The organism is Streptomyces sp. N50 (assembly GCF_033335955.1).
Classification (GTDB): domain Bacteria; phylum Actinomycetota; class Actinomycetes; order Streptomycetales; family Streptomycetaceae; genus Streptomyces.
The window spans coordinates 4633982-4657250 of record NZ_CP137549.1; the positions used below are offsets into that span (position 1 = coordinate 4633982).

General features: G+C 69.4%; 21 protein-coding genes. 10 read left to right on the forward strand and 11 right to left on the reverse strand.

The genetic code is table 11. The features are described 5' to 3' along the window. Window positions 1–89 precede the first annotated feature (89 nt). From aspS to R2B38_RS20620, 3 genes are all read left to right on the forward strand, one after another. Entirely contained in the window at window positions 90–1853 is a 1764-nt protein-coding gene (gene aspS, locus R2B38_RS20610) for an aspartate--tRNA ligase (RefSeq protein ID WP_318017533.1), read from the forward strand. 206 nt (window positions 1854–2059) lie between these two features. Beyond that, window positions 2060–2983, forward strand: coding sequence for an intradiol ring-cleavage dioxygenase (locus R2B38_RS20615; RefSeq protein WP_318017534.1), 924 nt, complete (start codon window positions 2060–2062; stop codon window positions 2981–2983). Window positions 2984–3163: 180 nt separating this feature from the next. After that, window positions 3164–3535, forward strand: coding sequence for a hypothetical protein (locus R2B38_RS20620; RefSeq protein WP_318017535.1), 372 nt, complete (start codon window positions 3164–3166; stop codon window positions 3533–3535). Window positions 3536–3562: 27 nt separating this feature from the next. Here the strand turns inward: R2B38_RS20620 and R2B38_RS20625 are convergent, their stop codons facing one another. Beyond that, a complete protein-coding gene (locus tag R2B38_RS20625) occupies window positions 3563–4504 on the reverse strand; it encodes a hypothetical protein (protein ID WP_318017536.1) in 942 nt (313 codons plus the stop codon). An 80-nt stretch (window positions 4505–4584) separates the two neighbouring features. Further along, window positions 4585–5016 (reverse strand): ATP-binding protein, encoded by a 432-nt coding sequence (locus tag R2B38_RS20630; RefSeq protein WP_318017537.1) that lies wholly within the window; start codon window positions 5014–5016, stop codon window positions 4585–4587. Window positions 5017–5233: 217 nt separating this feature from the next. Here R2B38_RS20630 and R2B38_RS20635 point away from each other — a divergent pair, with 217 nt between their 5' ends. From R2B38_RS20635 to R2B38_RS20660, 6 genes are all read left to right on the forward strand, one after another. Next, window positions 5234–6073 carry a helix-turn-helix transcriptional regulator gene (locus tag R2B38_RS20635; RefSeq protein WP_318017538.1) on the forward strand — a complete coding sequence of 280 codons (840 nt, stop codon included), beginning with the start codon at window positions 5234–5236 and terminating at the stop codon, window positions 6071–6073. A gap of 2 nt (window positions 6074–6075) precedes the next feature. Beyond that, on the forward strand, window positions 6076–6255 hold the full coding sequence (locus R2B38_RS20640) for a DUF397 domain-containing protein (RefSeq protein ID WP_318017539.1): 180 nt from the start codon (window positions 6076–6078) through the stop codon (window positions 6253–6255). 18 nt (window positions 6256–6273) lie between these two features. Next, window positions 6274–6453, forward strand: coding sequence for a DUF397 domain-containing protein (locus R2B38_RS20645; RefSeq protein ID WP_318017540.1), 180 nt, complete (start codon window positions 6274–6276; stop codon window positions 6451–6453). A 17-nt stretch (window positions 6454–6470) separates the two neighbouring features. Continuing rightward, window positions 6471–6665, forward strand: a complete 195-nt coding sequence (locus tag R2B38_RS20650) for a DUF397 domain-containing protein (protein WP_318017541.1) — start codon at window positions 6471–6473, stop codon at window positions 6663–6665. A 117-nt stretch (window positions 6666–6782) separates the two neighbouring features. Beyond that, complete coding sequence (locus R2B38_RS20655; protein WP_318017542.1) at window positions 6783–8576, forward strand: pentapeptide repeat-containing protein; 1794 nt, start codon at window positions 6783–6785, stop codon at window positions 8574–8576. 149 nt (window positions 8577–8725) lie between these two features. Next, window positions 8726–10075: a polysaccharide lyase family 1 protein gene (locus tag R2B38_RS20660; protein WP_318017543.1), complete on the forward strand. Its 1350-nt coding sequence runs from the start codon at window positions 8726–8728 to the stop codon at window positions 10073–10075. Between the two features lie 22 nt (window positions 10076–10097). On the opposite strand, the gene R2B38_RS20665 is transcribed toward R2B38_RS20660, so the two are convergent. The 3 genes from R2B38_RS20665 to R2B38_RS20675 all read right to left on the reverse strand — a co-directional run bounded on the left by R2B38_RS20665 (window position 10098) and on the right by R2B38_RS20675 (window position 12801). Continuing rightward, window positions 10098–11495: an FG-GAP-like repeat-containing protein gene (locus R2B38_RS20665; RefSeq protein WP_318017544.1), complete on the reverse strand. Its 1398-nt coding sequence runs from the start codon at window positions 11493–11495 to the stop codon at window positions 10098–10100. Window positions 11496–11624: 129 nt separating this feature from the next. Then, on the reverse strand, window positions 11625–12101 hold the full coding sequence (locus R2B38_RS20670; protein WP_318017545.1) for a hypothetical protein: 477 nt from the start codon (window positions 12099–12101) through the stop codon (window positions 11625–11627). Between the two features lie 46 nt (window positions 12102–12147). After that, window positions 12148–12801: a helix-turn-helix domain-containing protein gene (locus tag R2B38_RS20675; protein ID WP_318017546.1), complete on the reverse strand. Its 654-nt coding sequence runs from the start codon at window positions 12799–12801 to the stop codon at window positions 12148–12150. A 131-nt stretch (window positions 12802–12932) separates the two neighbouring features. On the opposite strand from R2B38_RS20675, the gene R2B38_RS20680 reads away from it, so the two are divergent. Beyond that, entirely contained in the window at window positions 12933–13676 is a 744-nt protein-coding gene (locus tag R2B38_RS20680; protein WP_318017547.1) for an SDR family NAD(P)-dependent oxidoreductase, read from the forward strand. On the opposite strand, the gene metG (R2B38_RS20685) is transcribed toward R2B38_RS20680, so the two are convergent. From metG (R2B38_RS20685) to R2B38_RS20710, 6 genes are all read right to left on the reverse strand, one after another. Continuing rightward, entirely contained in the window at window positions 13673–15250 is a 1578-nt protein-coding gene (gene metG / locus R2B38_RS20685; protein WP_318017548.1) for a methionine--tRNA ligase, read from the reverse strand. The two genes, R2B38_RS20680 and metG (R2B38_RS20685), sit on opposite strands and share 4 nt — an antisense overlap. A gap of 45 nt (window positions 15251–15295) precedes the next feature. Continuing rightward, on the reverse strand, window positions 15296–17020 hold the full coding sequence (metG, locus tag R2B38_RS20690; RefSeq protein ID WP_318017549.1) for a methionine--tRNA ligase: 1725 nt from the start codon (window positions 17018–17020) through the stop codon (window positions 15296–15298). Between the two features lie 134 nt (window positions 17021–17154). Then, entirely contained in the window at window positions 17155–19161 is a 2007-nt protein-coding gene (locus tag R2B38_RS20695) for a VWA domain-containing protein (protein WP_318017550.1), read from the reverse strand. Window positions 19162–19390: 229 nt separating this feature from the next. Further along, the gene (locus R2B38_RS20700) at window positions 19391–21412 is read right to left on the reverse strand and encodes an FUSC family protein (RefSeq protein WP_318017551.1); all 2022 of its coding nucleotides are present in this window, start codon (window positions 21410–21412) and stop codon (window positions 19391–19393) included. Window positions 21413–21438: 26 nt separating this feature from the next. Next, entirely contained in the window at window positions 21439–22437 is a 999-nt protein-coding gene (locus R2B38_RS20705; protein ID WP_318017552.1) for an endonuclease/exonuclease/phosphatase family protein, read from the reverse strand. A gap of 75 nt (window positions 22438–22512) precedes the next feature. Then, on the reverse strand, window positions 22513–23265 hold the full coding sequence (locus R2B38_RS20710; RefSeq protein ID WP_318017553.1) for an alpha/beta hydrolase: 753 nt from the start codon (window positions 23263–23265) through the stop codon (window positions 22513–22515). Between the last annotated feature and the right edge of the window lie 4 nt (window positions 23266–23269).

The following is a 23269-nucleotide window of genomic DNA, read 5'->3' on the forward strand; positions in this document are numbered from 1 at the left end:
GGTGGCCGGTACCCTTGGGACGTCCGGGCTCCGGCCCCGGACGTTTCACGTGAAACACTCCCCGATCCGCGAAGGCTGGATGAACGACGATGCATCGGTACAGGTCCCACACCTGCGGCGAGCTCCGCGCCTCTGACGTCGGCACCGACGTCCGGCTGAGCGGCTGGCTGCACAATCGCCGAGACCTGGGCGGCATCCTCTTCATCGATCTGCGCGATCACTACGGCATCACGCAGCTCGTCGCCCGCCCCGGCACGCCCGCGTACGAGGCTCTCGACAAGGTGACCAAGGAGTCGACGGTCCGCGTCGACGGCAAGGTCGTCTCCCGGGGCACGGACAACGTGAACCCGGATCTGCCGACCGGTGAGGTCGAGGTCGAGGTCGGCGAGGTCGAGCTGCTCGGTGCCGCCGCCCCGCTCCCCTTCACGATCAACACCGAGGACGGGGTCAACGAGGAGCGGCGCCTGGAGTACCGCTTCCTGGACCTGCGCCGCGAGCGCATGCACCGCAACATCATGCTGCGGTCCTCCGTGATCGCCTCGATCCGCTCGAAGATGGTCGCCCTCGGCTTCAACGAGATGGCCACCCCGATCCTGTCGGCGACCTCCCCCGAGGGCGCACGCGACTTCGTGGTCCCGTCCCGCCTCAACCCGGGCAAGTTCTACGCCCTTCCGCAGGCGCCGCAGCAGTTCAAGCAGCTGCTGATGATCTCCGGCTTCGACCGCTACTTCCAGATCGCGCCCTGCTTCCGGGACGAGGACGCCCGCGCGGACCGCTCGCCGGGCGAGTTCTACCAGCTCGACGTCGAGATGAGCTTCGTGGAGCAGGAAGACGTCTTCCAGCCGATCGAGAAGCTGATGACGGAGCTGTTCGAGGAGTTCGGCGGCGGCCAGCCGGTCACCTCCCCGTTCCCGCGCATCCCGTTCCGCGAGTCGATGGTGAAGTACGGCTCCGACAAGCCGGACCTGCGCGCCAAGCTCGAACTCACCGACATCACCGACGTGTTCGAGGGCTCGGAGTTCAAGGCCTTCGCCGGTAAGCACGTGCGCGCGCTGCCGGTGCCGGACGTGGCGGCGCAGTCCCGCAAGTTCTTCGACCAGCTCGGCGACTTCGCGGTCACCCTCGGCGCGAAGGGCCTGGCCTGGGTCCGCGTGACCGAGGACGGCTCGCTGACGGGCCCGATCGCGAAGTTCCTCACCGAGGAGAACATCGCGGAGCTGACGAAGCGCCTGTCGCTGGCCCCCGGTCACGCGGTGTTCTTCGGCGCGGGCGAGTTCGACGAGGTCTCGAAGATCATGGGCGCGGTCCGCGTCGAGGCCGCCAAGCGCGCCGGCCACTTCGAGGAGGGCGTCTTCCGCTTCTGCTGGATCGTCGACTTCCCGATGTACGAGAAGGACGAGGAGACCGGGAAGATCGACTTCTCGCACAACCCGTTCTCGATGCCGCAGGGCGGTCTGGAGGCCCTGGAGACCCAGGACCCGCTGGACATCCTGGGCTGGCAGTACGACATCGTCTGCAACGGCGTGGAACTGTCCTCCGGCGCGATCCGGAACCACGAGCCCGACATCATGCTCAAGGCCTTCGAGATCGCGGGCTACGACCGTGACACCGTCGAGGAGCAGTTCGCGGGCATGCTGCGCGCGTTCCGCTTCGGCGCCCCGCCGCACGGCGGGATCGCCCCCGGCGTCGACCGCATCGTCATGCTGCTCGCGGAGGAGCCGAACATCCGCGAGACGATCGCGTTCCCGCTCAACGGCAACGCGCAGGACCTGATGATGGGCGCGCCGACGGAGCTGGACGAGACGCGGCTGCGCGAGCTGCACCTGTCGGTGCGGAAGCCGCAGCCGAAGTAGGAGAAATAGCAGCAGAACGCGGGTAGTTGGGGCTCGGAACTGACATCGGTTTCGAGCCCTTTCGCTTGCCCACAGGATTCACAGCGCATTCTCATGTTCATGCCATGTCGGGCGCCCCTAGCGTCCCGGGCATGACGGATTCCCGAGTACCCCCCACGGATTCTCAACCCCCCACGGCTTCCGAAGTCCCGGAATCCGGAGGCCAGTTGGCACGCCGTACGGTCCTGGTGGCCGGCGGTGTCGCCGTGACGGCGGTGGGCGTCGCCGGAGCGCTGTCGGTGAACGCCTCGGCGCAGGAGAACGCCCCGCGTCCGCACCCGCCGAAACCGACCGCCTCGGGCGAGGCCTGCTACACGCTCACCTCGGAGCTGACCGAGGGCCCGTACTACATCGACGCCGACAAGATCCGCCGCGATGTCACCGAGGACCAGGAGGGCATCCCGCTCACCCTCGACCTCAAGGTGATCGACGCGGACACGTGCAGACCGCTGCGCAACGCGGCCGTCGACATCTGGCACTGCAACGCGACGGGCGTCTACTCGGGCTACGAGTCGACCGGCGGTGGCGGCGGCCCGGCCCCCACGGGCGCACCGCCCTCCGGCACCCCGACCGGCACCCCCACGGGCGGCCCGCCCGGTGGCGGCGGAGGTCACCAGGAACCGACAGACGACGACCGCTTCCTGCGCGGCACCTGGCACACGGACCGGCACGGCCAGGTCACCTTCAGGACGGTCTTCCCCGGCTGGTACCAGGGCCGCTGCGTCCACATCCACGTCAAGGTCCACGTCGACGGCGAGTGGACCGACGCGGGCTACGAGGGCGGCCACACCTGCCACACCGGCCAGCTGTTCTTCGACGAGAAGTCGGTCATCGCGACATCGATCCTGGAACCGTACGTCTCGAACACGGCGACCCGCACGACGCTGACGGAGGACGGCATCTACCCCCAGAACGGCCACGCGGGCGGCCTGCTGTACCTCCAGTACGACCGGCGGCACATCGGCCGGGGCGTGCACGGGCATCTGACGCTGGGGGTGGCGCCGGACGAGACGAACGACGGGGAGGGCGGCGGGGGGCCGGGGGGACCTGGCCCATCGGCTTCCGCGTCGCCGTCGGCTTCGGCGAGCTGACGGAGGCAAGACCTCATCCCGACCCCGTACGTCTCCCACGCACCTTCCGGCTCACCGCCATGGAAACCTCGCAGCGGACGCACAGGAATATCGATGTGCCTGCACAGAGGCAGGGCGTGTCATGGACGTACGGGGTCGGATCCGCCCGGCCCGTGACCATGTGAAGGCCTGGAGGAAGCGATGGGATACGCCGTGCTGCTCGCACTGCTGTTGATAGCCGGGGCGGCGTTCGCCGTCGTCGCACAGCGCCGCTCGCGCCGGGCGCGCGGCGACGCCGACCTGTCCGACCTGGACGCGGAGGTCGAGGCCAGCGGCTGGGTACTCCGCCTCGGCGCGAGCCTGTCGGTTCCCGAGGCGCGGATCTGGGCGGGCGCGGGCGAGACGGCGACCCGGGCGCTGACGGATGCGGCGGAGTGCCACCGCGCGGCGGGCGCGCGGCTCTCCGCGGCCCACACGGCGGAGGAGTACGCCGAGGCGACGCGGGTGGCGAAGGACGGACTCACCCATATCGCTACGGCGCGGGCGGCGCTGGGGGTGGCGGTAGCGGCGTAGGAGATCCCCCCGATCGGCCTTGAGGTGTCAGGGCTGGTCGGTGCCGGGCTGGGACTGCGGTGTCTCGGGGCTCTCGACGAACAGATCCTCCGCCGTGGAGGCGGTCAGGGACCGGTCGAACCAGAGGGTGAGGGTGTCGAGGTCGGTGCAGGAGGTGATGCGTTCCCGGATGTTGTCGGGGACGTCGATGCCGTGCTTCTCCAGCACGCGCAGGATGAACGAGGCACCTTCCTCGGCTTTGCCCTCCGTCTTCCCTTCGGCCTTGCCCTCCAGGTACTTCTCCTCGAACAGCGTTCCGTGGCCCGGGAAGTGGGTGATGACGTTCGACATCAGATCTCTCCATTTCTCCTTGGCCGGAGTGTTCTCCAGGCCGACTTCCATCACCTCGAACCAGTACGCCGTGGTGTCCGGATCGAATGACAGGAGTCCACGGACCATCGCTTCCAGTATGGCGGGCGCTCTGCGGTCATCGCTATGAACGATCGCCGAGAGCACGGACAGCGCCGGTTGCCGGGTCACCGTCGATTCGTCGGTGATCACCGGGACAGTGCCCGGTCCCAGCACGAACGGGCGCGTGACCTGGGTCGACCACGGGCCGACGGCGCACTCGAAGGGGCCTGCTGCCCACTTCGCCGTCGACCGGTCTCGGCATACGGCCACCAGCAGTACCGGCATGTCGTACTTCGCGCTGAGGTGCGCCACGTAATAGGCCCAGCTCTTCGCCTTGTCCGGGTCCTTCTTGGTCTGGGACTCGATGGCGAGCAGGAAGCTCTCTCCCATGGCGGGTTCGAACTTGAGCACCGTGTCCACGCGGCGTTCCATGGGTCGGATTTCTGTGGCGTCGGGCGAGATCGAGCCGAAGTCCGACTTCGTGGGCGGTGGGATGCCCAGTGACTCGAAGACGAGCGTGAGGGCCTCCGGATGCTCCTGGAACAGCCGGTGGGTCGCCTCGTGGGTTGATGTGACCATGTGGGCAACCTAGGTGGATCAAGGACCGGGTTTTCCGGCCGATCGGGCGGGGTTCACTCTTTCGAGGGGCGAGTGAACGTTCAGGCCGCCGTGGTCAGTTCGCACCAGACGTACTTGCCCTTGCTGCCGTTCCGCGACAGCGGTTGCCAGCCCCAGAGGTCGGCGCAGGCCTTGACCAGGCCCAGACCCCGGCCCTCCTCCAGGTCCAGGTGCTTGGGCAACTCCCTTTGGGGTTCCGGGGGTTCGGGGTTGGCGTCCCAGGCGCCGATGCGGAGGGTGCCGGGTTTCCACGAGACCCGGAGGATCACGGGGCCGTTGGTGTGGCGTACGGCGTTGCTCACCAGCTCCGTTGCGAGGAGTTCGGCGGTGTCGACGAGGCCGATCAGTCCGTGCGTCGTCAGGATCAGGCGGAGGGTGCGGCGGCAGACGGTGACGGCGCGGAGGTCGTGGGGGATGGTGAGGGTGTATTCCCAGGGGGCGGCTGGGGTGGGTGGTTCCTCGGTTTCGGGCATGCGTGACTCCTGGTCAGGGAGGGGGAGTTGGCGTGTGCTGCGGGTCGGCGGGCGGTGGCTTGTCGCGGCCGGCATGGCATGGCGGGGCGGTGCGCTTCCGGGGTCCCGGGGTTCCGCAGGGTGTGCGTCGCGTCACTGACGGTAGAGAATAAAGTTAGTACGGCGCAACCTGTTGTCGTAATCTGGTCACCCAGTGTGGTGAGGCGGGGAGGCGTAGGTGCCACGGAAGCAGCCAACGGCCCGACAGCGGCGGCTGGGGCGGGAGTTGCGCAGGCTGCGCGAGGCGGCGGGACTTACGGCACGTCAGGCGGCTGAGTCGCTGGGCACCATCTCGGTGACGATGAGCCAGATCGAGTCGGGGGTCGCCGGTGTCAGTGAGGCGCGGGTGCGGCGGATCGCGGCTCAATACACCTGCACGGACACGCAGTTGATCGATGCGTTGGTGGAGATGGCGACGGAGCGTGCCGGTGGATGGTGGGAGGAGTACCGGGACGGGCTGCCGCCCATGTTCCTCGATCTGGCGGAGTTGCAGCACCATGCGACGTTCCTGCAGGAGATCGCCACGGCGCACGTGCCGGGGTTGCTGCAGGTGGAGGACTACGCACGTGCCGTGTTCGCCTACTGGCGACCTGAACTACCCCAAAAAGAGGTGGAGTTGAGAGTCGAGCACCGGATGCGACGACAGGCGGACCTTGGGGTGGCTCCGTACACGGCGGTATTGCACGAGCCGGTGCTGCGTACCCGGGTCGCGAACCGGCGTGTGGCACGGGCTCAGTTGGATGCCGTACTGGAACGGTCTGACGCTCCCGGCGTCAACGTACGGGTGGTTCCGTTCGACGTGGACGGCTTCGCGGGCGCAAGTGCGGAGCTCCTGTACGCCGGCGGTCGAGTGCCCGCGCTGGACACGGCTCAGCGGGACACCCCTCAGGGGACCGCGTTCATCGACGCCCCGGCCCAGCTCCTGGCCCTGCGAACGCTCTTTCGTAAGGTGGAGGCGGTGTCCCTCGAACCGGCCCGGTCCCGGGACTACCTCCATCGTCTGGCGAAGGAGCTGTAGACGTGATCCAGTGGCAGAAGTCGACCTTCTCCAGCGGAAGCGACGGGGCCAACTGCGTGGAAGTGGCCGCCTCCGAAGGCGAGTTGCTCCTCCGCGAGAGCGACGACCCCACGCGAATACTCTCCGTCACCTCCACCAGCCTTGCCGGGCTCCTGCGCCATCTTGGAGCCGACCCGCGATAGCGGAAGGAGCTGTGAGCCGTGATCCAGTGGCAGAAGTCCTCGTTCTCCGGTGGTGGGGACGGCAACGAGTGCTTGGAACTGGCCCAGAACCACGGTGCCTTGCTTCTCCGTGAGAGCGACGATCCGAGCCGAATACTTCCCGTCACCTGCACCGGGCTCGCTGGACTCCTGCGCCGCCTTGGCACCGCCCGGCGGTAGCGGAAGGAGCTGATGCCGTGATCCAGTGGCAGAAATCCAGCTTCTCCGATGGGAAGGACGGGGCCAACTGTGTGGAAGTGGCGGCCCCTGAAGGCGAGTTGCTCTTCCGTGAGAGCGACGGCCCCACGCGAATACTCCCCGTCACCTGCACCGGGCTTGCCGGACTCCTGCGTCATCTTGGAGCCGACCCACAGTGGCGGAGGGAACTGTAGACGTGATCCGGCGGCCGTGCCGGTCGGCGTGCGGACGGTCTTCCCGGCCCGGTCGATGACGGTCACCGTGAAGGACGAGGCGGAACTCTCACCCCGGCCCACACGTCCCTTTCCGGTGTGACATCCCCTGCCGACCCGACGGCTCATCCCTCCGCCGCCGTGCCGCCCTGGCCGTACTGCGGACACGGCGCCGACTCGACCGACTCCCCGACGGGTTGCCCCGGCCGCCGTGTGGACCCGTACTCCGCATGCCTCGCCCACCTCGGCGCAGGCCACCGCGCCGTCTATCTGACGAGCCTGGAGCCCGGCAGTGACCTCGACCACCGTGGCACCTCGTTCAGCGAAGACCTCCTGAACCGACTCCTCGACGTCGTCCGGGACCCTGACAACCGGCGGCCCCTCCTTGGTACGGCTCGGTTTGACATGGCGAGGTTCCTCGGTGACGCCGACTTCGAGGGCGCCCACTTCAGGAACGAAGCCGGCTTCGAACAGGCGGTGTTCTTCGGCATCGCCCGCTTCTCGGCCACGGCGTTCAGCGGAGACGCCCAGTTCGAGCGGGCACGATTCCGCGGTGCCCGGTTCCGCGAAGCGCGGTTCGACGGCGACGCGTGGTTCGGTGAGGCCCGGTTCACCGACGAGGCGCGCTTCGACCGGGCACGGTTCTTTGGTTACGCCAGGTTCGGTCTGGTCGGCTTCGTGAGCAACGCGGCGTTCGACGGTGCGCGATTCATGGGGAACATCGGCTTTCAGGGAGCCAGCTTCGGTGGCCATGCCTGGTTCGACGGAGCGAGGTTCGAAAGCGACTCCCGGCTGGGGCCCCTGGTGTGCACCGGATCCCTGGACCTGTCGGCGGTGGTCTTCGCCGCCCCTGTCATCGTCGAGGCAGCGGCGGGGAAGGTGTGGTGCACCCGCACGCGATGGGAGGCGAAGGCGGTCCTGCGGCTGCGGTACGCCACCGTCGACCTCAGCGAATCAGTGTTGGCACATCCCTTGAGCGTCACCGCCCAGGCCGCTCCCTTCAAAGACCGGACCGGAACCGACCGGACCGAAGACGCCCTGCCGGAAGGCGACTTGGGCGGCCGCGACGCGCGCGTGCACATGGCATCCCTGCGCGGCGTGGACACCGCTCATCTCGTGCTGCACGACGTCGACCTCACTCACTGCCTGCTCTCCGGCGCCGTACATCTCGACCAACTACGCCTGGAAGGCGACTGCCTCCTGGCCTTTCCGCCTGTGGGCGTGCTCCGACGCGGGCGCATACCGATGCGCTGGACCACACGGCGAACCCTGGCCGAGGAGCAGCACTGGCGCGCCGCGCGGGGCTACGACGCATGGACGGCGGCGCCCGCCGGAGTGGAGGTGCTGGAGCCGTCGACGCTGGCTCCGCTGTACCGGCAACTCCGCAAATCCTTCGAGGACAGCAAGAACGAACCCGATGCCGCGGACTTCTACTACGGCGAGATGGAGATGCGCCGTCACGACTTGAAGCGACCCCGCGCCGAGCGCGCACTACTGACCCTCTACTGGGCTGTGTCGGGCTACGGGTTGCGCGCGTCCCGGGCGCTGGCCTGGCTGTTGGGGGCCATGGCCGCCACCGTGCTCGTGATGATGCTGTGGGGTCTGCCGAAGGACGTCCCGACGACCGGCACCGGTGGCCGTTCGACCGGCCAGAGCGTGTCGCAGGCGAGCGATACGACCGATCCGGTCGACCCCGACGGACCACTCGCCCGGCGCGTGACGTCCGAGCGGTTCGAGAAATCCGTGCGCGTGGTCATCAACTCGGCCGTGTTCCGCTCCCCGACCCAGTCGTTGACCACGTCCGGTGTCTACGCCGAGATGCTCTCCCGTCTCGTCGAACCCGCCCTGCTCGGCCTCGCCGCGCTGGCGCTCCGCGGCCGGGTCAGGCGCTGACAGGCGGTACGGGCGGCTTCGACGCGGGCATGGGCGACCGGCTCGGGGTGTCACCGCCGCGGCGAAGAAATCTGCGGACCCACGGCAACCTTCTTGATCCCCACGGCCACTGAGGAGTCGTAACCCCTCGCCGTACCAAAGGACTTCCCGTGGTCACTGCTTCCCACCGCCGCTCCCTCCGCAAGCGCCGCACGATCGTCGTCACCGCCGCCGTGGCTGTCGCGGGCGCCGGCGCCGGGTTCCTCGTGCTGAACGCGAACGCCGCCAGTACCAGCGTCGACCTCTACCACCAGACGCTCGCCGCCAAGGACGGCTGGGCCTCGTCCGGGACCGGTACCACCGGCGGCGCGAAGGCCGATGCCGCGCACACCTTCACCGTCAGTACGCGGGCGCAGCTCGTGAAGGCGCTGGGGTCCGCGAGTGACACCACGCCCCGGATCGTCAAGATCAAGGGCACGATCGACGCCAACACCGACGACTCCGGCAAGAAGCTGACCTGCGCGGACTACTCCTCCGGTACGGGCTACTCGCTGTCCGCGTACCTCAAGGCCTACGACCCCTCGACCTACGGCCGCTCAAAGCTGCCCTCCGGTACGCAGGAGAAGGCGCGGGCGGCGGCGCAGACCAAGCAGGGGAAGAACATCATCTTCCGGGTGCCCGCCAACACCACCGTCGTGGGCGTGCCCGGCACCGACGCCGGGATCACCGGCGGGATGTTGCAGATCCAGAGCGTGGACAACGTCATCGTGCGAAACCTGACCTTCGCCGCCACCCAGGACTGCTTCCCGCAGTGGGACCCGACGGACGGGGACAGCGGCAACTGGAACTCGCAGTACGACGCCGTGACCCTGCGCGGCGCCACGCATGTGTGGGCCGATCACAACACGTTCACGGACGCGCCCGGGCTCGACACCTCCGACCCCACCTACTACGGGCGCCAGTACCAGATCCACGACGGCGACCTCGACATCACCAAGGGCTCGGACCTGGTGACCGTCGAGCGCAACCAGTTCACCAACCACGACAAGACGATGCTCATCGGCAGCAGCGACACCGACAGCATCGGCAAGCTGCGCGTCTCCATCCACCACAACGTGTGGAAGGGGATCGTGCAGCGCGCTCCGCTGGCCCGGATCGGGCAGATCCATATCTACAACAACTTCTACGACACCACGAACCTCAACGGGTACGTCCTCCAGTACAGCGTCAACTCCCGTGCCAAGGCGCAGGTCATCGCCGAGGACAACTACTGGAAGATTCCCGCCAGTCAGAAGACGAGCAAGCTGTTCAGCGGGGACGGCACCGGGTCCATCGCCGGTGGCGGCAACCTCGTCAACGGCACGGCCACCGACCTCGTCGCCGCCTACAACGCCGCCAACTCCAAGAAGCTGAAGACCACCGTGAACTGGACGCCGACCCTCACGGCAGGTCTGGAGACGTCGGCGAAGAACCTGCCGACGGAGCTCGCGACCACGACCGGGGCCGGCGTCCTCAAGTAGGCGATGGAGAACGGCCGTTGCCTCAGATCAGCCAGAGGAGCCCGTACCCGCCCAGGGCCGTGTCGCTCTTCTGGGTGAGGCCGACCGCGGGCCCGGTGAACAGCTTGGTTCCCGTGGCCGTCGGACGGGAGGTGCCGCCGGGGAAGACCCAGACGGCGCCGGTGCCGTTGTTCTCCCGCGCCGCGCTCACGAACAACTCCGGCTTGCCGTCCTTGTCGACGTCCCCGACCGAGACCGTCGTACCGAAGAAGTCGTCGGTCTCGGAGGCGCCGGGGACGCCCGCGGTGTCCTGGGTGAAGGAAGAGGAGCCGGTGCCGAGCGCGCCCGTACGCCGGCCCGGGATCACGGTCACCGAACCGGCTCGGCTCTTGCCGGCGACGCCTTCGGACGGGGCGCCGACGACGATGTCGGCGAGACCGTCCCGGTTGAGGTCGGCCACGGCCAGGGCGCCGCCGAACTCGTCGTCCTTCTCGCTCGCACCGGGCACCCCGGCACTGTCCTGGGTGACCTGCACGGGTTCGGCGTTCTGCGCGATACCTCTCGCCGTGCCGTAGTAGACCAGCACGCGGCCGCCCAACGCCCCGTCCACGCCCGCGACTTCGGGCTCCCAGGGGTCACCGACCACGAGGTCGGCGTACCCGTCGCCGTTGATGTCGCCCGCGGCGTCGATGAGTCCGTTGCCCCGCTTCGGCTGCATGAGGGTGGTGGCCGGGTCGACGTAGACCTCGCCACCGCTCAGGTCGCTGAGGCCCACGGTGGTGAGGGCCAGGTCGAGCACGGAGTTGCCGTCGAAGTCGCCGAGCGCGACGCTCGCCGGGGAGGCGGTGTTCTGTTCGGGCGCGGTCGAACCGTAGGTGCCGGTGCGGCTGAACGGTCCCTTGAAGACCTGGGTGCCCTCCGATCCGGCGACCGCGACCTGTGTCCTGCTGCCCGCGCCGATGCTCAGGGCGGCCAGGTCGATGCCGTACCGCACCCGGATGTCCGACGGCGCCGGCAGGTCGGTGGCCGTCGTCAGCCCGTTCCTGCCGCCCCACAACACGGTGACCAGACCGGCGTCCGTGCCGCGGGCGGTGTCCTCGTACGGAGTGGAGACCACCAGGTCCGCGTAGCCGTCCCGGTTGAGGTCGGCCGTCGCGGTGACGGAGCCGAACCTGTCGTACGCCTCTGCCGTGCCCGGTACCCCGGCGGTGTTCTGGGTGATCGTCTTGCGGCGGGCCGCCGAGAGGCCCGACGAGGACCCGTACAGGACGACGACCGCGCCGGCCGCCTCCTTGCCGGCCACGTTCGCACCCGGCGCGGGCAGGACCGCGTCCCGGTAGCCGTCGCCGTTGAAGTCGCCGGGGACCGCTCCGTGCACGGCGAGCGCGGGCGCGGCGGGCAGCAGTGTCCCGCCGACCAGGGCCGCGGCGACGACTGCCACGGCTCTCCATCTTCCGCCGTGCGCCTTCGAGTTGCTCATGCGAGTCCCCTCCCACCCCAGGCGCACCCCCTGTGCGCCGACACCAGGCGTGCAGTGTAAAGCCCCTGGCTGTAAGGGAGTTGGGGGGACTCAGCTGTCGTACGTGCCGTCCCAGGGCGGCCCGAAGGCGTGCCGGTCCGGATACAGCTCGGCCCAGCTGCCGTCCTCGTCCTCCTCGATCAGCAGGCCGAACAGGACGCCGTCCACGGTGCGTTGGAAGGGCCGGATCGCGATGTCGGTGTAACTGCGGCGGGGGAGGGCGCGGAGCAGTTTCGCCAGGTGGATGCGGGCCTGCGAGAGGACCGAACCGTCGCCGTCGGGCGCGCTCTGCTGCTGTGCCCAGGTGCCGGCGCACCAGATCTCCGAGTCGCGGTAGCGGCCTGCGGCGTCGAAGGTGTGGAGCACCGTGTAGAGACGTTTCTGCTCTTCCCAGCCGTCGCCGGGACGGAAACCCTGGGGGAACGCGTAGGTGACCGACGCCAGGAACTGGCCGTCCGCGTAGCGGCCGACGGCGCCGCTGCGTTGACTCGGCTCGTAGGCGATCGGAATGACCTCGGGGACTGCCATGGCGGAACCTTACGGGTTGGCGAGAACACGTCTGTGTCGGGGTCCGTCACCGAGCCCGCATGACCTCGCTGAGTTGACCCGGGGTCAATGGTGGCACCGCGATGGGATGCGCCGCACCAGTCCGCAGGCCGTCGAGAAAGAAGGCCAGGCAGCGGCGCCAGGCGTCGGGTGCCGTCGTCATCGACTCGCGGATCACCTGGGACATCGCCCAGATCAGGGTGACGAGGTCCTCCGGTTCGAAATCGGGGCGCAACTGCCCGCTGTCCCGGGCCCGTTCGATGATCTGCTCCGCGCGCCGGAAGCCGCGGTGACAGGCCCGCTCGACCTCCCCCGCCGCCGGGAACCGCTGCGCCAGCGCGTCGTTCAGGCCATGGTCCTCGGCCTGCAGCGCGAACAGCCCCTCGATGTACCCGACGAACCCGTCCCAGGGGTCCGGGGCCGCCAGCGCCGACTCCACGACCCGATCCAGCGCGGCCAGCCGCTCCGGGAAGATCGCGTCCCAGAACGCCTCCCGGTTCGGGAAGTGGTTGTACAGCGTGCCGATGCTGACCCCGGCCCGCCGGGCGATCTCCTCCAGCGGCGCGTCCAGACCGCGCGAGCCGAACAACTCCGTTGCGGCGGCCAGGAGTTTCGCCCGGTTGCGCGCGGCGTCGGCCCGCAGGGGTCTGGGGGCGGGGGGCGGCGGATCGGGCTGGTGCATGACCTCATCATACGGAACTTGAGATGAGCCTCAGGTTCCGTGCTACGGTCGGAACTATAACTTGAGGAGGCCCTCAAGTTATCTGTGTTCGTGTCAGCCGTGTCCGTGAACCCGCCCCGGAAGGCTCTGTCGTGCCCGCATCCGCATCGCAACAGCCCAAGGTCGCCGTCGTCCTCGGCGTCGGCCCCGGACTCGGCATGTCCGTCGCCCACCGCTTCGGCCGCGAGGGGTACACGGTGGCCGTGGTGTCCCGCAGCGACACCCGGCACGCCGACTACGTCGCGTCACTCGCCGCCGCGGGCGTCGAGGCGGTGTCCTACGTCGCCGACGTGCGCGACACCAAGCAGCTCGGCTCGGTGCTCGACACCGTCGCCGAGCGGTACGGCCGTATCGACCTCGTCTACTACGGACCGGGCGCCCTCGACCTCGACGAGAGCCGCCCCAAGTCGATCACCGAGACCGACTCCGCCGGCGTCCAGGAGGCGATGAGCTGGATGTATCCGGCCGTCGACGTGGTGGGCAGGGTGCTGCCCGGCATGGTCGAGCGCGGTGGCGGCGCGTTCCTGTTCGCGGGCGGGCTCAGTGCCGTGATGCCGATGCCCACGCTCGGTGCGCTCGCCGTCTCGGCGGCCGCCCTGCGCAACTACGCGCTGACCCTCAACGCCGCGCTGGCGGACACCGGGGTCTACGCCGGGAACCTGGTCATCGGCGGACTCATCGAGCGGGGTGACATCCACCAGCTGGTCACGTCGAACCCCGAGCAGTTCGGGAACGTCGGCGACCGGACCCTCGACCCGGACGAAATCGCCGACGGCGCCTGGGAGTTGGTGGCGCGGCGGGACCGGGCGGAGGACACGTTCAGCGTGTTCGGCTAGGCGTCCGTACGGTCGTCGAGGCGCGGGAAGAGCACCGCGCCCTTCGTCACCGGGGAGCCGGGTGGAAGCGCGCGCCAGGTGGAGGCGTCCTGGATCCGCTGGTCACTCAGCGGGCCCAAGGAGGTCGACGCGCCCAGGGAGTCCCAGAGCCGCTGCGACGTCTCCGGCATGACCGGTTCGAGGAGGATCGCGATCGCACGGAGGGAATCGGCCGCCGTGTAGAGGATCGTCGCCAGGCGGTCGCGGGCCTCGGGGGAGTCGGACTTGGCGACCTTCCAGGGCTCCTGGTCGGTCAGATAGCCGTTGACTTGCCGGACGAAGTCGAAGACGGCCAGGATGCCGCCCTGGAAGTCGAGTTGGTCGCCGATACGGCGGTCCGCCTCCGAAGTCGCCCTGAGCAGGGCTGACTTGAGTGAGCGCTCGGCCTCGGTCTCCTCCCCCGGCGCGGGGAGCGTTCCGTCGAAGTACCTGGCCGTCATCGCGGTCACCCGGGACGCCAGGTTGCCGTAGCCGTTGGCGAGTTCGCTGGTGTAGCGGGCGGTGAAGTCCTCCCAGGAGAAGGAACCGTCCTGGCCGAAGGCGATCGCGCGCAGGAAGTACCAGCGGTAGGCGTCCACGCCGAAGTGCGCGGTGAGGGTCTCGGGGCTGATGCCGGTCAGGTTCGACTTGGACATCTTCTCGCCGCCGACCAGGAGCCAGCCGTTGGCGGCGATCCGGCCCGGGAGCGGCAGGCCGTTGGCCATGAGCAGCGCCGGCCAGATGACGGCATGGAAGCGGAGGATGTCCTTGCCGACGAGGTGGACGTCGGCGGGGAAGGTCGCCTGGAATTTCGCCGGGTTCTCGTTGTAGCCCACGGCGGTCGCGTAGTTGAGGAGCGCGTCGACCCAGACGTAGATCACGTGCGAGGGGTCCCAGGGAACCTTGACGCCCCAGTCGAAGGTCGAGCGGGAGATCGACAGGTCCTGGAGGCCCTGGCGGACGAAGTTCACGACCTCGTTGCGGGCCGAGGCGGGCTGGACGAAGTCCGGGTGGGCGTCGTAGTGGGCGAGGAGACGGTCGCCGTAGTCGCTGAGCCGGAAGAAGTAGTTCTCCTCCTTGAGGAGTTCGACCGGGCGGCGGTGGATGGCGCACAGCTGGGTGCCGTCCTCGGCCTCGATCAGCTCGCCCGGGAGTTTGTACTCCTCGCAGTACACGCAGTACGGGCCCTCGTAACCGCCCTTGTAGATCTCGCCCTTGTCGTACAGGTCCTGCACGAACTCCTGGACGCGGTCCGTGTGGCGGCGCTCGGTGGTGCGGATGAAGTCGTCGTGGGAGATGGCGAGATGGGCCCAGAGGGGTTTCCAGGACTCCTCGACCAGGCGGTCCGCCCACTCCTGCGGGGGCACGCCGTTCGCCTCCGCCGTGCGCAGGATCTTCTGGCCGTGCTCGTCCGTGCCCGTGAGGAACCAGACGTCCTCACCGCGCCGGCGGTGCCAGCGGGCGAGGACGTCTGCGGCGACGGTGGTGTAGGCGTGGCCGAGGTGGGGGGCGTCGTTGACGTAGTAGATGGGGGTGGTGACGTAGTAGTACGTCATCGGGTCATCCCCGGTCCGTGCCGCAGCGCCCCTTCTGCCATCGGGTCAGCCCTGGTCTCCGCCGAAGCGCTCCTTGTACGTCTCCAGGTCCTCGTCCGTGAGCTTCGCGAAGAGGACCGGGGGGACGGTGAAGGGGGTGCCTGCGGGGACGGAGGTCAGCGACTTCGCCTCGTCCCGCGAGACCCAGGTCGCCGTGTCGGCCGGGAGGGAGAATGCCGCGCGCATCGCCGCCGACGAGGACGGGATGAAGGGTTCCGAGACCACCGCGTAGAGGTGGATCAGGTTCATCGCGGTGCGCAGCGTGAGGGCGGCGGCCTCCGGGTCGGTCTTGATCTCCAGCCAGGGGGCCTTCTCCTCCAGGTAGGAGTTGCCGGCCGACCACAGGGCGCGGAGCGCCGCCGCGGCCTTGCGGAACTGGAGGGACTCCATCTGGGTCTCGTACTCCGACAGGAGATCGGCGATCTGCTCGCCCAGCTTCGTCTCCGCCTCGCCCGCCGCCGCGCCCGCCGGGACCTCGTCGCCGAAGCGCTTCTTCGAGAAGGAGAGGACGCGGTTGACGAAGTTGCCGAGGGTGTCGGCCAGGTCCTTGTTCACCGTGGCGGTGAAGTGCTCCCAGGTGAACGACGAGTCGTCCGACTCGGGGGCGTTGGCGATGAGGAAGTAGCGCCAGTAGTCCGCCGGGAGGATGTCCAGGGCCTGGTCGGTGAAGACGCCGCGCTTCTGGGACGTGGAGAACTTGCCGCCGTAGTACGTCAGCCAGTTGAAGGCCTTGACGTAGTCGACCTTCTTCCACGGCTCGCGTACGCCGAGCTGCGTGGCCGGGAACATCACCGTGTGGAACGGGACGTTGTCCTTGGCCATGAACTCCGTGTAGCGGACGGGGTTCTCGCCCTGGTCGGACTCGTACCACCAGGACTTCCAGTCGCGGTTCTCCGGGTCCTGGTCCGACCATTCCTTCGTCGCGCCGATGTACTCGATCGGGGCGTCGAACCAGACGTAGAAGACCTTGCCCTCCGCCGCCAGCTCGGGCCAGGTGTCGGCGGGGACCGGGATGCCCCAGTCCAGGTCGCGGGTGATCGCGCGGTCGTGCAGGCCCTCGGTGAGCCACTTGCGGGCGATGGAGGACGCGAGCTGCGGCCACTCCTCCTCGTGGGCCGCGACCCACTCCTCGACCTCGTGCTGGAGCTTCGACTGGAGGAGGAAGAGGTGCTTGGTCTCGCGCACCTCCAGGTCGGTGGAGCCGGAGATCGCCGAGCGCGGGTTGATCAGGTCGGTCGGGTCCAGGACGCGGGTGCAGTTCTCGCACTGGTCGCCGCGGGCCTTGTCGTAGCCGCAGTGGGGGCAGGTGCCCTCGACGTAGCGGTCCGGGAGGAAGCGGCCGTCGGCGGGCGAGTAGACCTGGCGGATCGCGCGCTCTTCGATGAAGCCGTTCTCGTTCAGGCGGCGGGCGAAGTGCTGCGTGATCTCCTTGTTCTGGGGGGAGGAGCTGCGGCCGAAGTAGTCGAAGGCGAGCGCGAAGCCGTCGTAGACCGCCTTCTGCGCGTCGTGCGCCTGCGCGCAGAACTCCGCTACGGGGAGACCCTGCTCCTTCGCGGCCAGCTCCGCCGGGGTGCCGTGTTCGTCCGTCGCGCAGATGTAGAGGACGTCGTGGCCGCGCTGGCGGAGGTAGCGGGAGTACACGTCCGCCGGGAGCATGGACCCCACCATGTTGCCCAGGTGCTTGATCCCGTTGATGTACGGAAGGGCGCTGGTGATGAGGTGTCGAGCCATTGGGGGGCTGCTCCCAGGTCGGTGTGTTGCTGTTGTTGCGAACCTTGAAATCGTAGCCGACATGGGTGTGCCGCCCGCCTCCCGTTTTACGGGGTGGGAAGCGGGCGGCACGGGGGTCGTTGTACGGGGTGGTGCTACGGGCGCCAGTCGATCAGTACGCCGTCGTAGAGCTCCGCGTCCGTGAGCTCCAGGGGGGTCGGGCCCGCGTGGAAGAAGGCCGTGTTGTCGGTCTTCAGCTTGCGGAGGTAGTCGAAGGCCTTGTTGTCGTGGTCGCCGAACGCGACGAACGAGAAGAACACGGAGGCGTGGGACTTCGCGGCGTCCGTGAGGGCCTGGGTGGCCGGGGTCTTCGCGTCCGGGGCGCCGTCCGTCTGGAAGACGACGAGGGCGGGGGTGCCGGGGGTGGCGTTCTTGTCGTAGTGGGCGAGTACGGCTTCTACGGCGGCGTGGTAGCTGGTGCGGCCCATGCGGCCGAGGCCGGCGTGGGCCTCGTCGATCGCGTTCTCGGGGGAGGTGGGGGTGAGGTCTGTGGTGCCGTCCACTTCCGTGGAGAAGAAGATGACGTGGACCTCGGGGGTGGGGTCGGGGTCCAGCTGGGTCGCCAGGGCGAGGGTCTGGTCGGCGAGGGCCTGGGCGGAACCGTCCTTGTAGTACGGGCGCATGCTCGCGGAGCGGTCCAGGACGAGGTAGAGCTTCGCTCGGGTACCGGTGAGGTTGGCCTTGGCGATCGCGAGTGCGGCGGAACCGGCCCCTACGGCCTCGGCTACGCCGTCGGCCTCGATCGTTTCCCCGCCCGCACCGCCCGTGACGCTCTCGTCGTCGGGTGCGGGTGGCCCCTGTGGGGCGTCCTCGCCATCGGCGGCCGCGGCGAGGGGGGTGGGCACGGCCGCGTCCGCGTCTGCGGCCGCGTCTGCGGCCAGCGGGACGGGCACGTCAGCGCCCCCGCCTGCGGCGACCGGCTCCGCTGCGGGTTCGGCAACAGGTTCTGCCACCGGTTCCGCGACGGTTTCGGCGGCGGGGGCGATGGCGTCGGCTGCGACAGGCTCGGCCACCTCATCGACTACCGGCTCAGCCACCTCGACTGTCGGCTCCGCCTCGGGGGCGGTGTCTACGACAGGCTCGGCTTCCGCTTCCGGCGTGACCTCGGCGACCGGCTCCACCTCGGGCTCGACCTCGGCCTCCGGCGTCACCTCAACAACCGGCTCGGCTTCCGCCTCCGGAGTCACCTCAGCCACGGGCGCGACTTCCGCCTCCTCAGCCTCGGCAACCGGCTCAGCTTCCGCGACCGGCTCAGTGTCAGCCTCCGGCGCCACCGCAGCCGCAGGCTCGGCTTCTACCTTCGCTTCAACAACCGGCTCCGCCTCGACAACCGGCTCGGCAACAGCTTCACTCGTCGGCTCAACCACGTCCTCGGTCACCGGCTCAACAACAGCCTCAGCCGCGGGCTCAACCACAACCTCGGTCACCGACTCAGCAGTTACCTCGGTAACCGGCTCGGCAACGACCTCGGAGGCGGGCTCGGCAACGACCTCGGGGTTCGGCTCGGCAACCACCTCGATCACCGGCTCAGCAACAGCCTCAGCCGTGGGCTCAACCACAACCTCGGTCACCGGCTCAGCAGTTACCTCGGTCACCGGCTCGGCAACGACCTCGGAGGCGGGCTCGGCAACGATCTCGGGGTTCGGCTCGGCAACCACCTCAGACGTCGGCTCGGCAACGACCTCGGGGTTCGGCTCGGCAACCACCTCGGAGGCCGGCTCGGCAACAGCCTCAGCCGTCGCCGTCCCTGCCGGCTCCCGCTCCGCCGCAGCCCCGCTACCCTCCGCCCCCTCCACCGACGTCGCCGGCTTCGGGACGGACACGTTGTCGAAGGCCAGTGCCACCAGCTCGTGCTCGTCATCCTCCAGGGTGGAGGACGGGCGGGGCTCCGGGACTGTGGGCGTTGCCGTTGCCGCGGGTGACGGCTTCGGGGTCGAGGTGAGGTCGGGTTCCGTGGAGGGGGACGGGACCTTCGCGTCCGGTTCCACGGCCACCGCGGTCGGCTGCTCTTGCGAAGGAGTGCGTTCCGCACCCTCTGCTTCGGCGGCACGCTCCTTGCGTGACCTGCCGAATGCATTCCGCAGGAGAGTGAGAATGCCCATGTGCGCAACCCTTCGCGTGAGTTGAAGCCGTCAATCCCTGGCCAGGACGGACACGTAAGGTTAGCGGCCCCGGATGGCGATCTTAGGCATGGGCGAGGTACGTGAGGCGCGTCTCGTCAACACCCCCTGTTTCAGCCACCACTTCGCTCGCCCGTTCACCTGCCTGTTCCCGGCGGACGCCCGCCCGGCCCGCGGAACACCGTGACCACAGTGACGCCGCGACGTGATCTCAGTGCGGCGAAGCGATCGCCCGTGCCGCCGCCACCTCCTGCCGCAACGGCTCCAGCACACTCTCCGCCGGCCCCGTCAGATCCGTACGGACCTCCACCAGCACCTCAGACTTCCGTACGCCCTCCGACAACTCCCGCAGCTGGCGCGCCACTTGGGTCACCTCGGCCGGTGACGGCGCCGGTGCTCCGTGCTTCACCCGTACCCTCGCCGCCGTCGTCGCGTCGACGATCCGCTCCACGGCCACGACCAGCGGGAGCCAGCCGGCGGCCAGGCGGCCGGTGGGCGGGGGTTCGGTGAGCGCGCGCTGGAACTCCGTACGGATGACGGACAGATCGCGGTAGAGACGGCGGCGCATACGGGCACGGGCCGCCGGATCCACCTCCGCCCCCGCCCCCGCCCCCACCACGGGACCTTCCGACTTGCCCACCTCCGAACCCGTAACACCGACAGCACCTTCCGACCTGCCGAACGCCGACTCCACATACGTCGCCGTGTCCGCCACCGCCTCCGCCAACCGGTCCCCCACCCGCGTGTGCCAGCTCTCCGGCCAGAGGAGATAACCGGCCACCAGCGCGATCCCGCAGCCGATCAGCGAGTCCACCAGGCGGGGCAGCAGCAGGGCCGTGCCCTGGTGGTTCAGGACGTCGGAGAGGAGCAGGATCACCGGGGTGATCGCCATCGTCTGGTAGCCGTAGCCGCGCGGGGTGAGGGCCGGGATCATGGGGGCCAGGAGCAGGAGGACCAGGACTTCCCACCAACCCCTCGGCACCACCGACAGCACCGCCGCCGCGATCACCAGCCCCGCCACCGTGCCGAGCGCGCGCAGCAGCGCCCGGGAGAACACCGAACCGAAGTCGGGCTTCATGACGAAGGTGATGGTCAGGGCCACCCAGTACGAGCGCGCGACCGGCACGGTCGAGACCAGGATCTGCGCCAGGCCGATGCAGACCGCCAGGCGCAGGCCGTAGCGCCAGGAGCCCGACGACAGCAGGACGTTCCGCGCTGCCCTCGCCGTGCGGATGCGCAGTGCGGCCGGGCGGCCCAGGCGGTCGTCGATGCCCCTCGGGTCCACGTCCGGGGCCGTCACCACCTCCGCCGCGTGGCGCAGGGCGTGGTCGACCGCTCGGGTCGTCTCGCCGGTGGGGGTGGGGAGGTCGAGGCCTATCGGGCCCGTGTAGCCCGTCTCCACGGCGTGGGCCAGGTGGCGGACCGCCTCGCGGATCTGGGGTGGGAGGGGAAGGCCCGACTGGTGGACCGCGGGGGCCGCCTCCACCACCGGGGTGATGGCGTTCAACTGGGCCAGCAGGCGGGTGAGTTCGGGGCTGCGGCCGTGGTGGCGGGCTCGGCGGGCGAGGACGAGGTCGTACGACTGGTTCAGGGACTGGGTGACGGACTGGCGGGCCGCGTCGTAGGCCGCTGTTGGGTCGTCGCCGCAGGTGGCCAGGAGGTCGGCTACCGCGCGGTACGTGTTCGCCACCGCCGATCGCTCCGGGACTCCGGAACGCAACGGCCAGGCCAGCAGGGCCAGGAGGAGCACCAGGAGGCCGCCGCCGGACATCAGCGCGGGGGCCAGCCACCACGCGCCGGGGAGCGGAAGCCCCGCGCCGATCACCGAGTTGAGGAGCAGCAGCAGACCCGATACGGAGGCCACCGCGCCGATCGTCGAGATCATCCCGGAGACGAGCGCGATGCCGGTGAGCGCGGCGACCGCGTACCAGCCGTGGCCGTACACCGCGGAGCCGAGCGTGACGCCGATCGCGCCGAAGAGCTGGGGGATCGCGATGTTGAGGATGCGCATGCGGTACGCGTCGGCGGTGTCGCCGATCACGCCGGAGAGGGCGCCCATGGAGGCGAGGGCGCCGTAGGCCGGTTGTCCGACGGCCAGGCCGATCGTGAAGGGGAGGGCCATCGCGATGGCGGCGCGGGCGATGGCCGGCCAGTTGAGGGGAGCCTGCTGGGGTTGGAGGTTCCTCACCAGCCAGTCGGGGGGTGTGAGGCCGATGGGGAACTCGCGGGACATGCGCCCATTATGAGCGGCCCCCTCGCTTATTCGTGCTGGTGGAGTGCGATGTCGACCAGCAGCGCGCGATGGTCGGAGCCGGCGATGTCGAGGAAGCGGGCGCTGTTCGCGGAGAAGTCCGGGGACAGGAGCACGTGGTCGATCTGGGTGCCGAAGGTGGGGGTGAACCGCTCCGGCCAACTCGGGGTGCGGGGGTGTCCGGCCATGCGGGCCGCGTCGCGCAGGCCCGTGTCCAGGATGCGGCGGAACGCGGCATGGTCCTGGGAGGAGTTGAAGTCTCCGGCCAGGATCGTGGGGGTGGTGCGGTCGGCGGCGGCGAAGGTACGGAGTCTGCCCAGCTCGCGGCGCCAGAGACCGACCTGGTTCGGCAACGGTGGCATGGGGTGGGCCAGTTGGAGCCGTACGGAATGACCGGCTACGTCTGCCACCGCGCCCGGCATGCCCATCGTGCCGGTGACGCCCTTCGTGCCCTTGAGCGGGAAGCGGCTCAGGATGACCGAACCGTGCGAACCGGCCGCCGCCACCGCCTGCCGGTACGGGAACTCGGTGCCGAAGTCCCGCGACAGCGTGGCCTGGCACCGGTACTCGCACTCCTCCACGAACACCACGTCCGGCCGCTCCCGCCGGATCACCGGCACCAGGGAGCCCGTCCCCTGCCCGAACTCGACGTTCGAGGTCAGGACGCGGAACCCGGCGATCGCCGGGCCGCTCGGTTCACCGCTCTTCCCGTACGGCTCGATGAACCACGCCAGCAGGCCCAGCAGCGCGACACCCCAGACGAGGCCCAGCCGCCAGCGGGTGAAGAGGGAGAGGAGCAGTCCGACGCCGGTCGGGGCGAGCAACCAGGGGAAGAACGCCAGGAGTTGGGGGACCGGCGTGATGCCGTCGATGTCCGCCGTACGACAGCCGACGACCACGCTCACGCCCGTGAACAGCAGCCCGGCGCACCATCGCCAGAAACGGCGCGCGCGATGGCGTTCGGGCACGAAGTCGGCGGGGGTCCACTCGGTGGTCGCGGTGCCCACGTGCTGGCCTTCCCGTCTTGGGAGCAAGTGCCCGGATCATCCCACGCGTTCCGAGATCATCCACGTGTTCCGGGGTTATCCCACGTGTGCCAGGAACTCCCCCAGCATCTCGTTGAACTCCTCGGGGCGTTCGAGATTCGGCAGATGGGCCGCGCCCTCGATCACCCGGAGCGTGGAGTCGGGGAGCGCCGCGTGCATCGCCTCCGCGTCGGAGACGGGGGTGTAGGTGTCGTCGGCGCCCACGACCACCAGGGCCGGGACCGTGACCCGGGTCAACAGGTCGCGGTAGTCCGGGCGTTGGGCGCGGGCGCGCAGGGCGGCCGCGGCGGACCCGGGGTCGGTGGCCGTCATCATGCGGTGGACGTGCGCCTTGACCCGCGGGTCTGCCGACGGCGCCACCATCCGCTCCAGCACCTCGTCGGCGTAGCCGCGCATGCCCTCCCGGAGGAGCCGGTCGGCCGTCGCCTCGCGGACGCAGGCCGCCTCCGGAGTGTCCGCCGACGGGAAGGTGTCCGCGAGGACCAGACCCCGGACGCGCTCCCCGAACCGGCCGTAGCAGTCCATCGCGATCTGGCCGCCCATCGACAGCCCGGCCAGCACGAACGTCTCGACCTCCTCCTTGTCCAGCAGTTCCTCGATGTCGGTGGCGAAGTCCGAGAAGTCGGTGACACCGGGCGTCGAGGGGGAGTCGCCGTAGCCGCGCAGGTCGGGCGCGATGACCCGGCGGGCGGGGGAGAACGCCTCGATCTGCGGGGTCCACATCGTGTGGTCGAAGGGGTGGCCGTGGATGAGGACAAGAGGGATGTATGGGGGAGTAAGGGGTGGCATGTGA

Excerpts from the sequence above, each read along its gene's own strand:
- R2B38_RS20695 (WP_318017550.1), bottom strand. The coding sequence starts at position 19,161 with ATGGGCATTCTCACTCTCCTGCGGAATGCATTCGGCAGGTCACGCAAG.
- R2B38_RS20620 (WP_318017535.1), top strand. The coding sequence starts at position 3,164 with ATGGGATACGCCGTGCTGCTCGCACTGCTGTTGATAGCCGGGGCGGCG.
- metG (WP_318017548.1), bottom strand. The coding sequence starts at position 15,250 with ATGACGTACTACTACGTCACCACCCCCATCTACTACGTCAACGACGCC.
- R2B38_RS20670 (WP_318017545.1), bottom strand. The coding sequence starts at position 12,101 with ATGGCAGTCCCCGAGGTCATTCCGATCGCCTACGAGCCGAGTCAACGC.
- R2B38_RS20625 (WP_318017536.1), bottom strand. The coding sequence starts at position 4,504 with ATGGTCACATCAACCCACGAGGCGACCCACCGGCTGTTCCAGGAGCAT.
- R2B38_RS20710 (WP_318017553.1), bottom strand. The coding sequence starts at position 23,265 with ATGCCACCCCTTACTCCCCCATACATCCCTCTTGTCCTCATCCACGGC.
- R2B38_RS20700 (WP_318017551.1), bottom strand. The coding sequence starts at position 21,412 with ATGTCCCGCGAGTTCCCCATCGGCCTCACACCCCCCGACTGGCTGGTG.
- metG (WP_318017549.1), bottom strand. The coding sequence starts at position 17,020 with ATGGCTCGACACCTCATCACCAGCGCCCTTCCGTACATCAACGGGATC.
- R2B38_RS20630 (WP_318017537.1), bottom strand. The coding sequence starts at position 5,016 with ATGCCCGAAACCGAGGAACCACCCACCCCAGCCGCCCCCTGGGAATAC.
- R2B38_RS20675 (WP_318017546.1), bottom strand. The coding sequence starts at position 12,801 with ATGCACCAGCCCGATCCGCCGCCCCCCGCCCCCAGACCCCTGCGGGCC.
- aspS (WP_318017533.1), top strand. The coding sequence starts at position 90 with ATGCATCGGTACAGGTCCCACACCTGCGGCGAGCTCCGCGCCTCTGAC.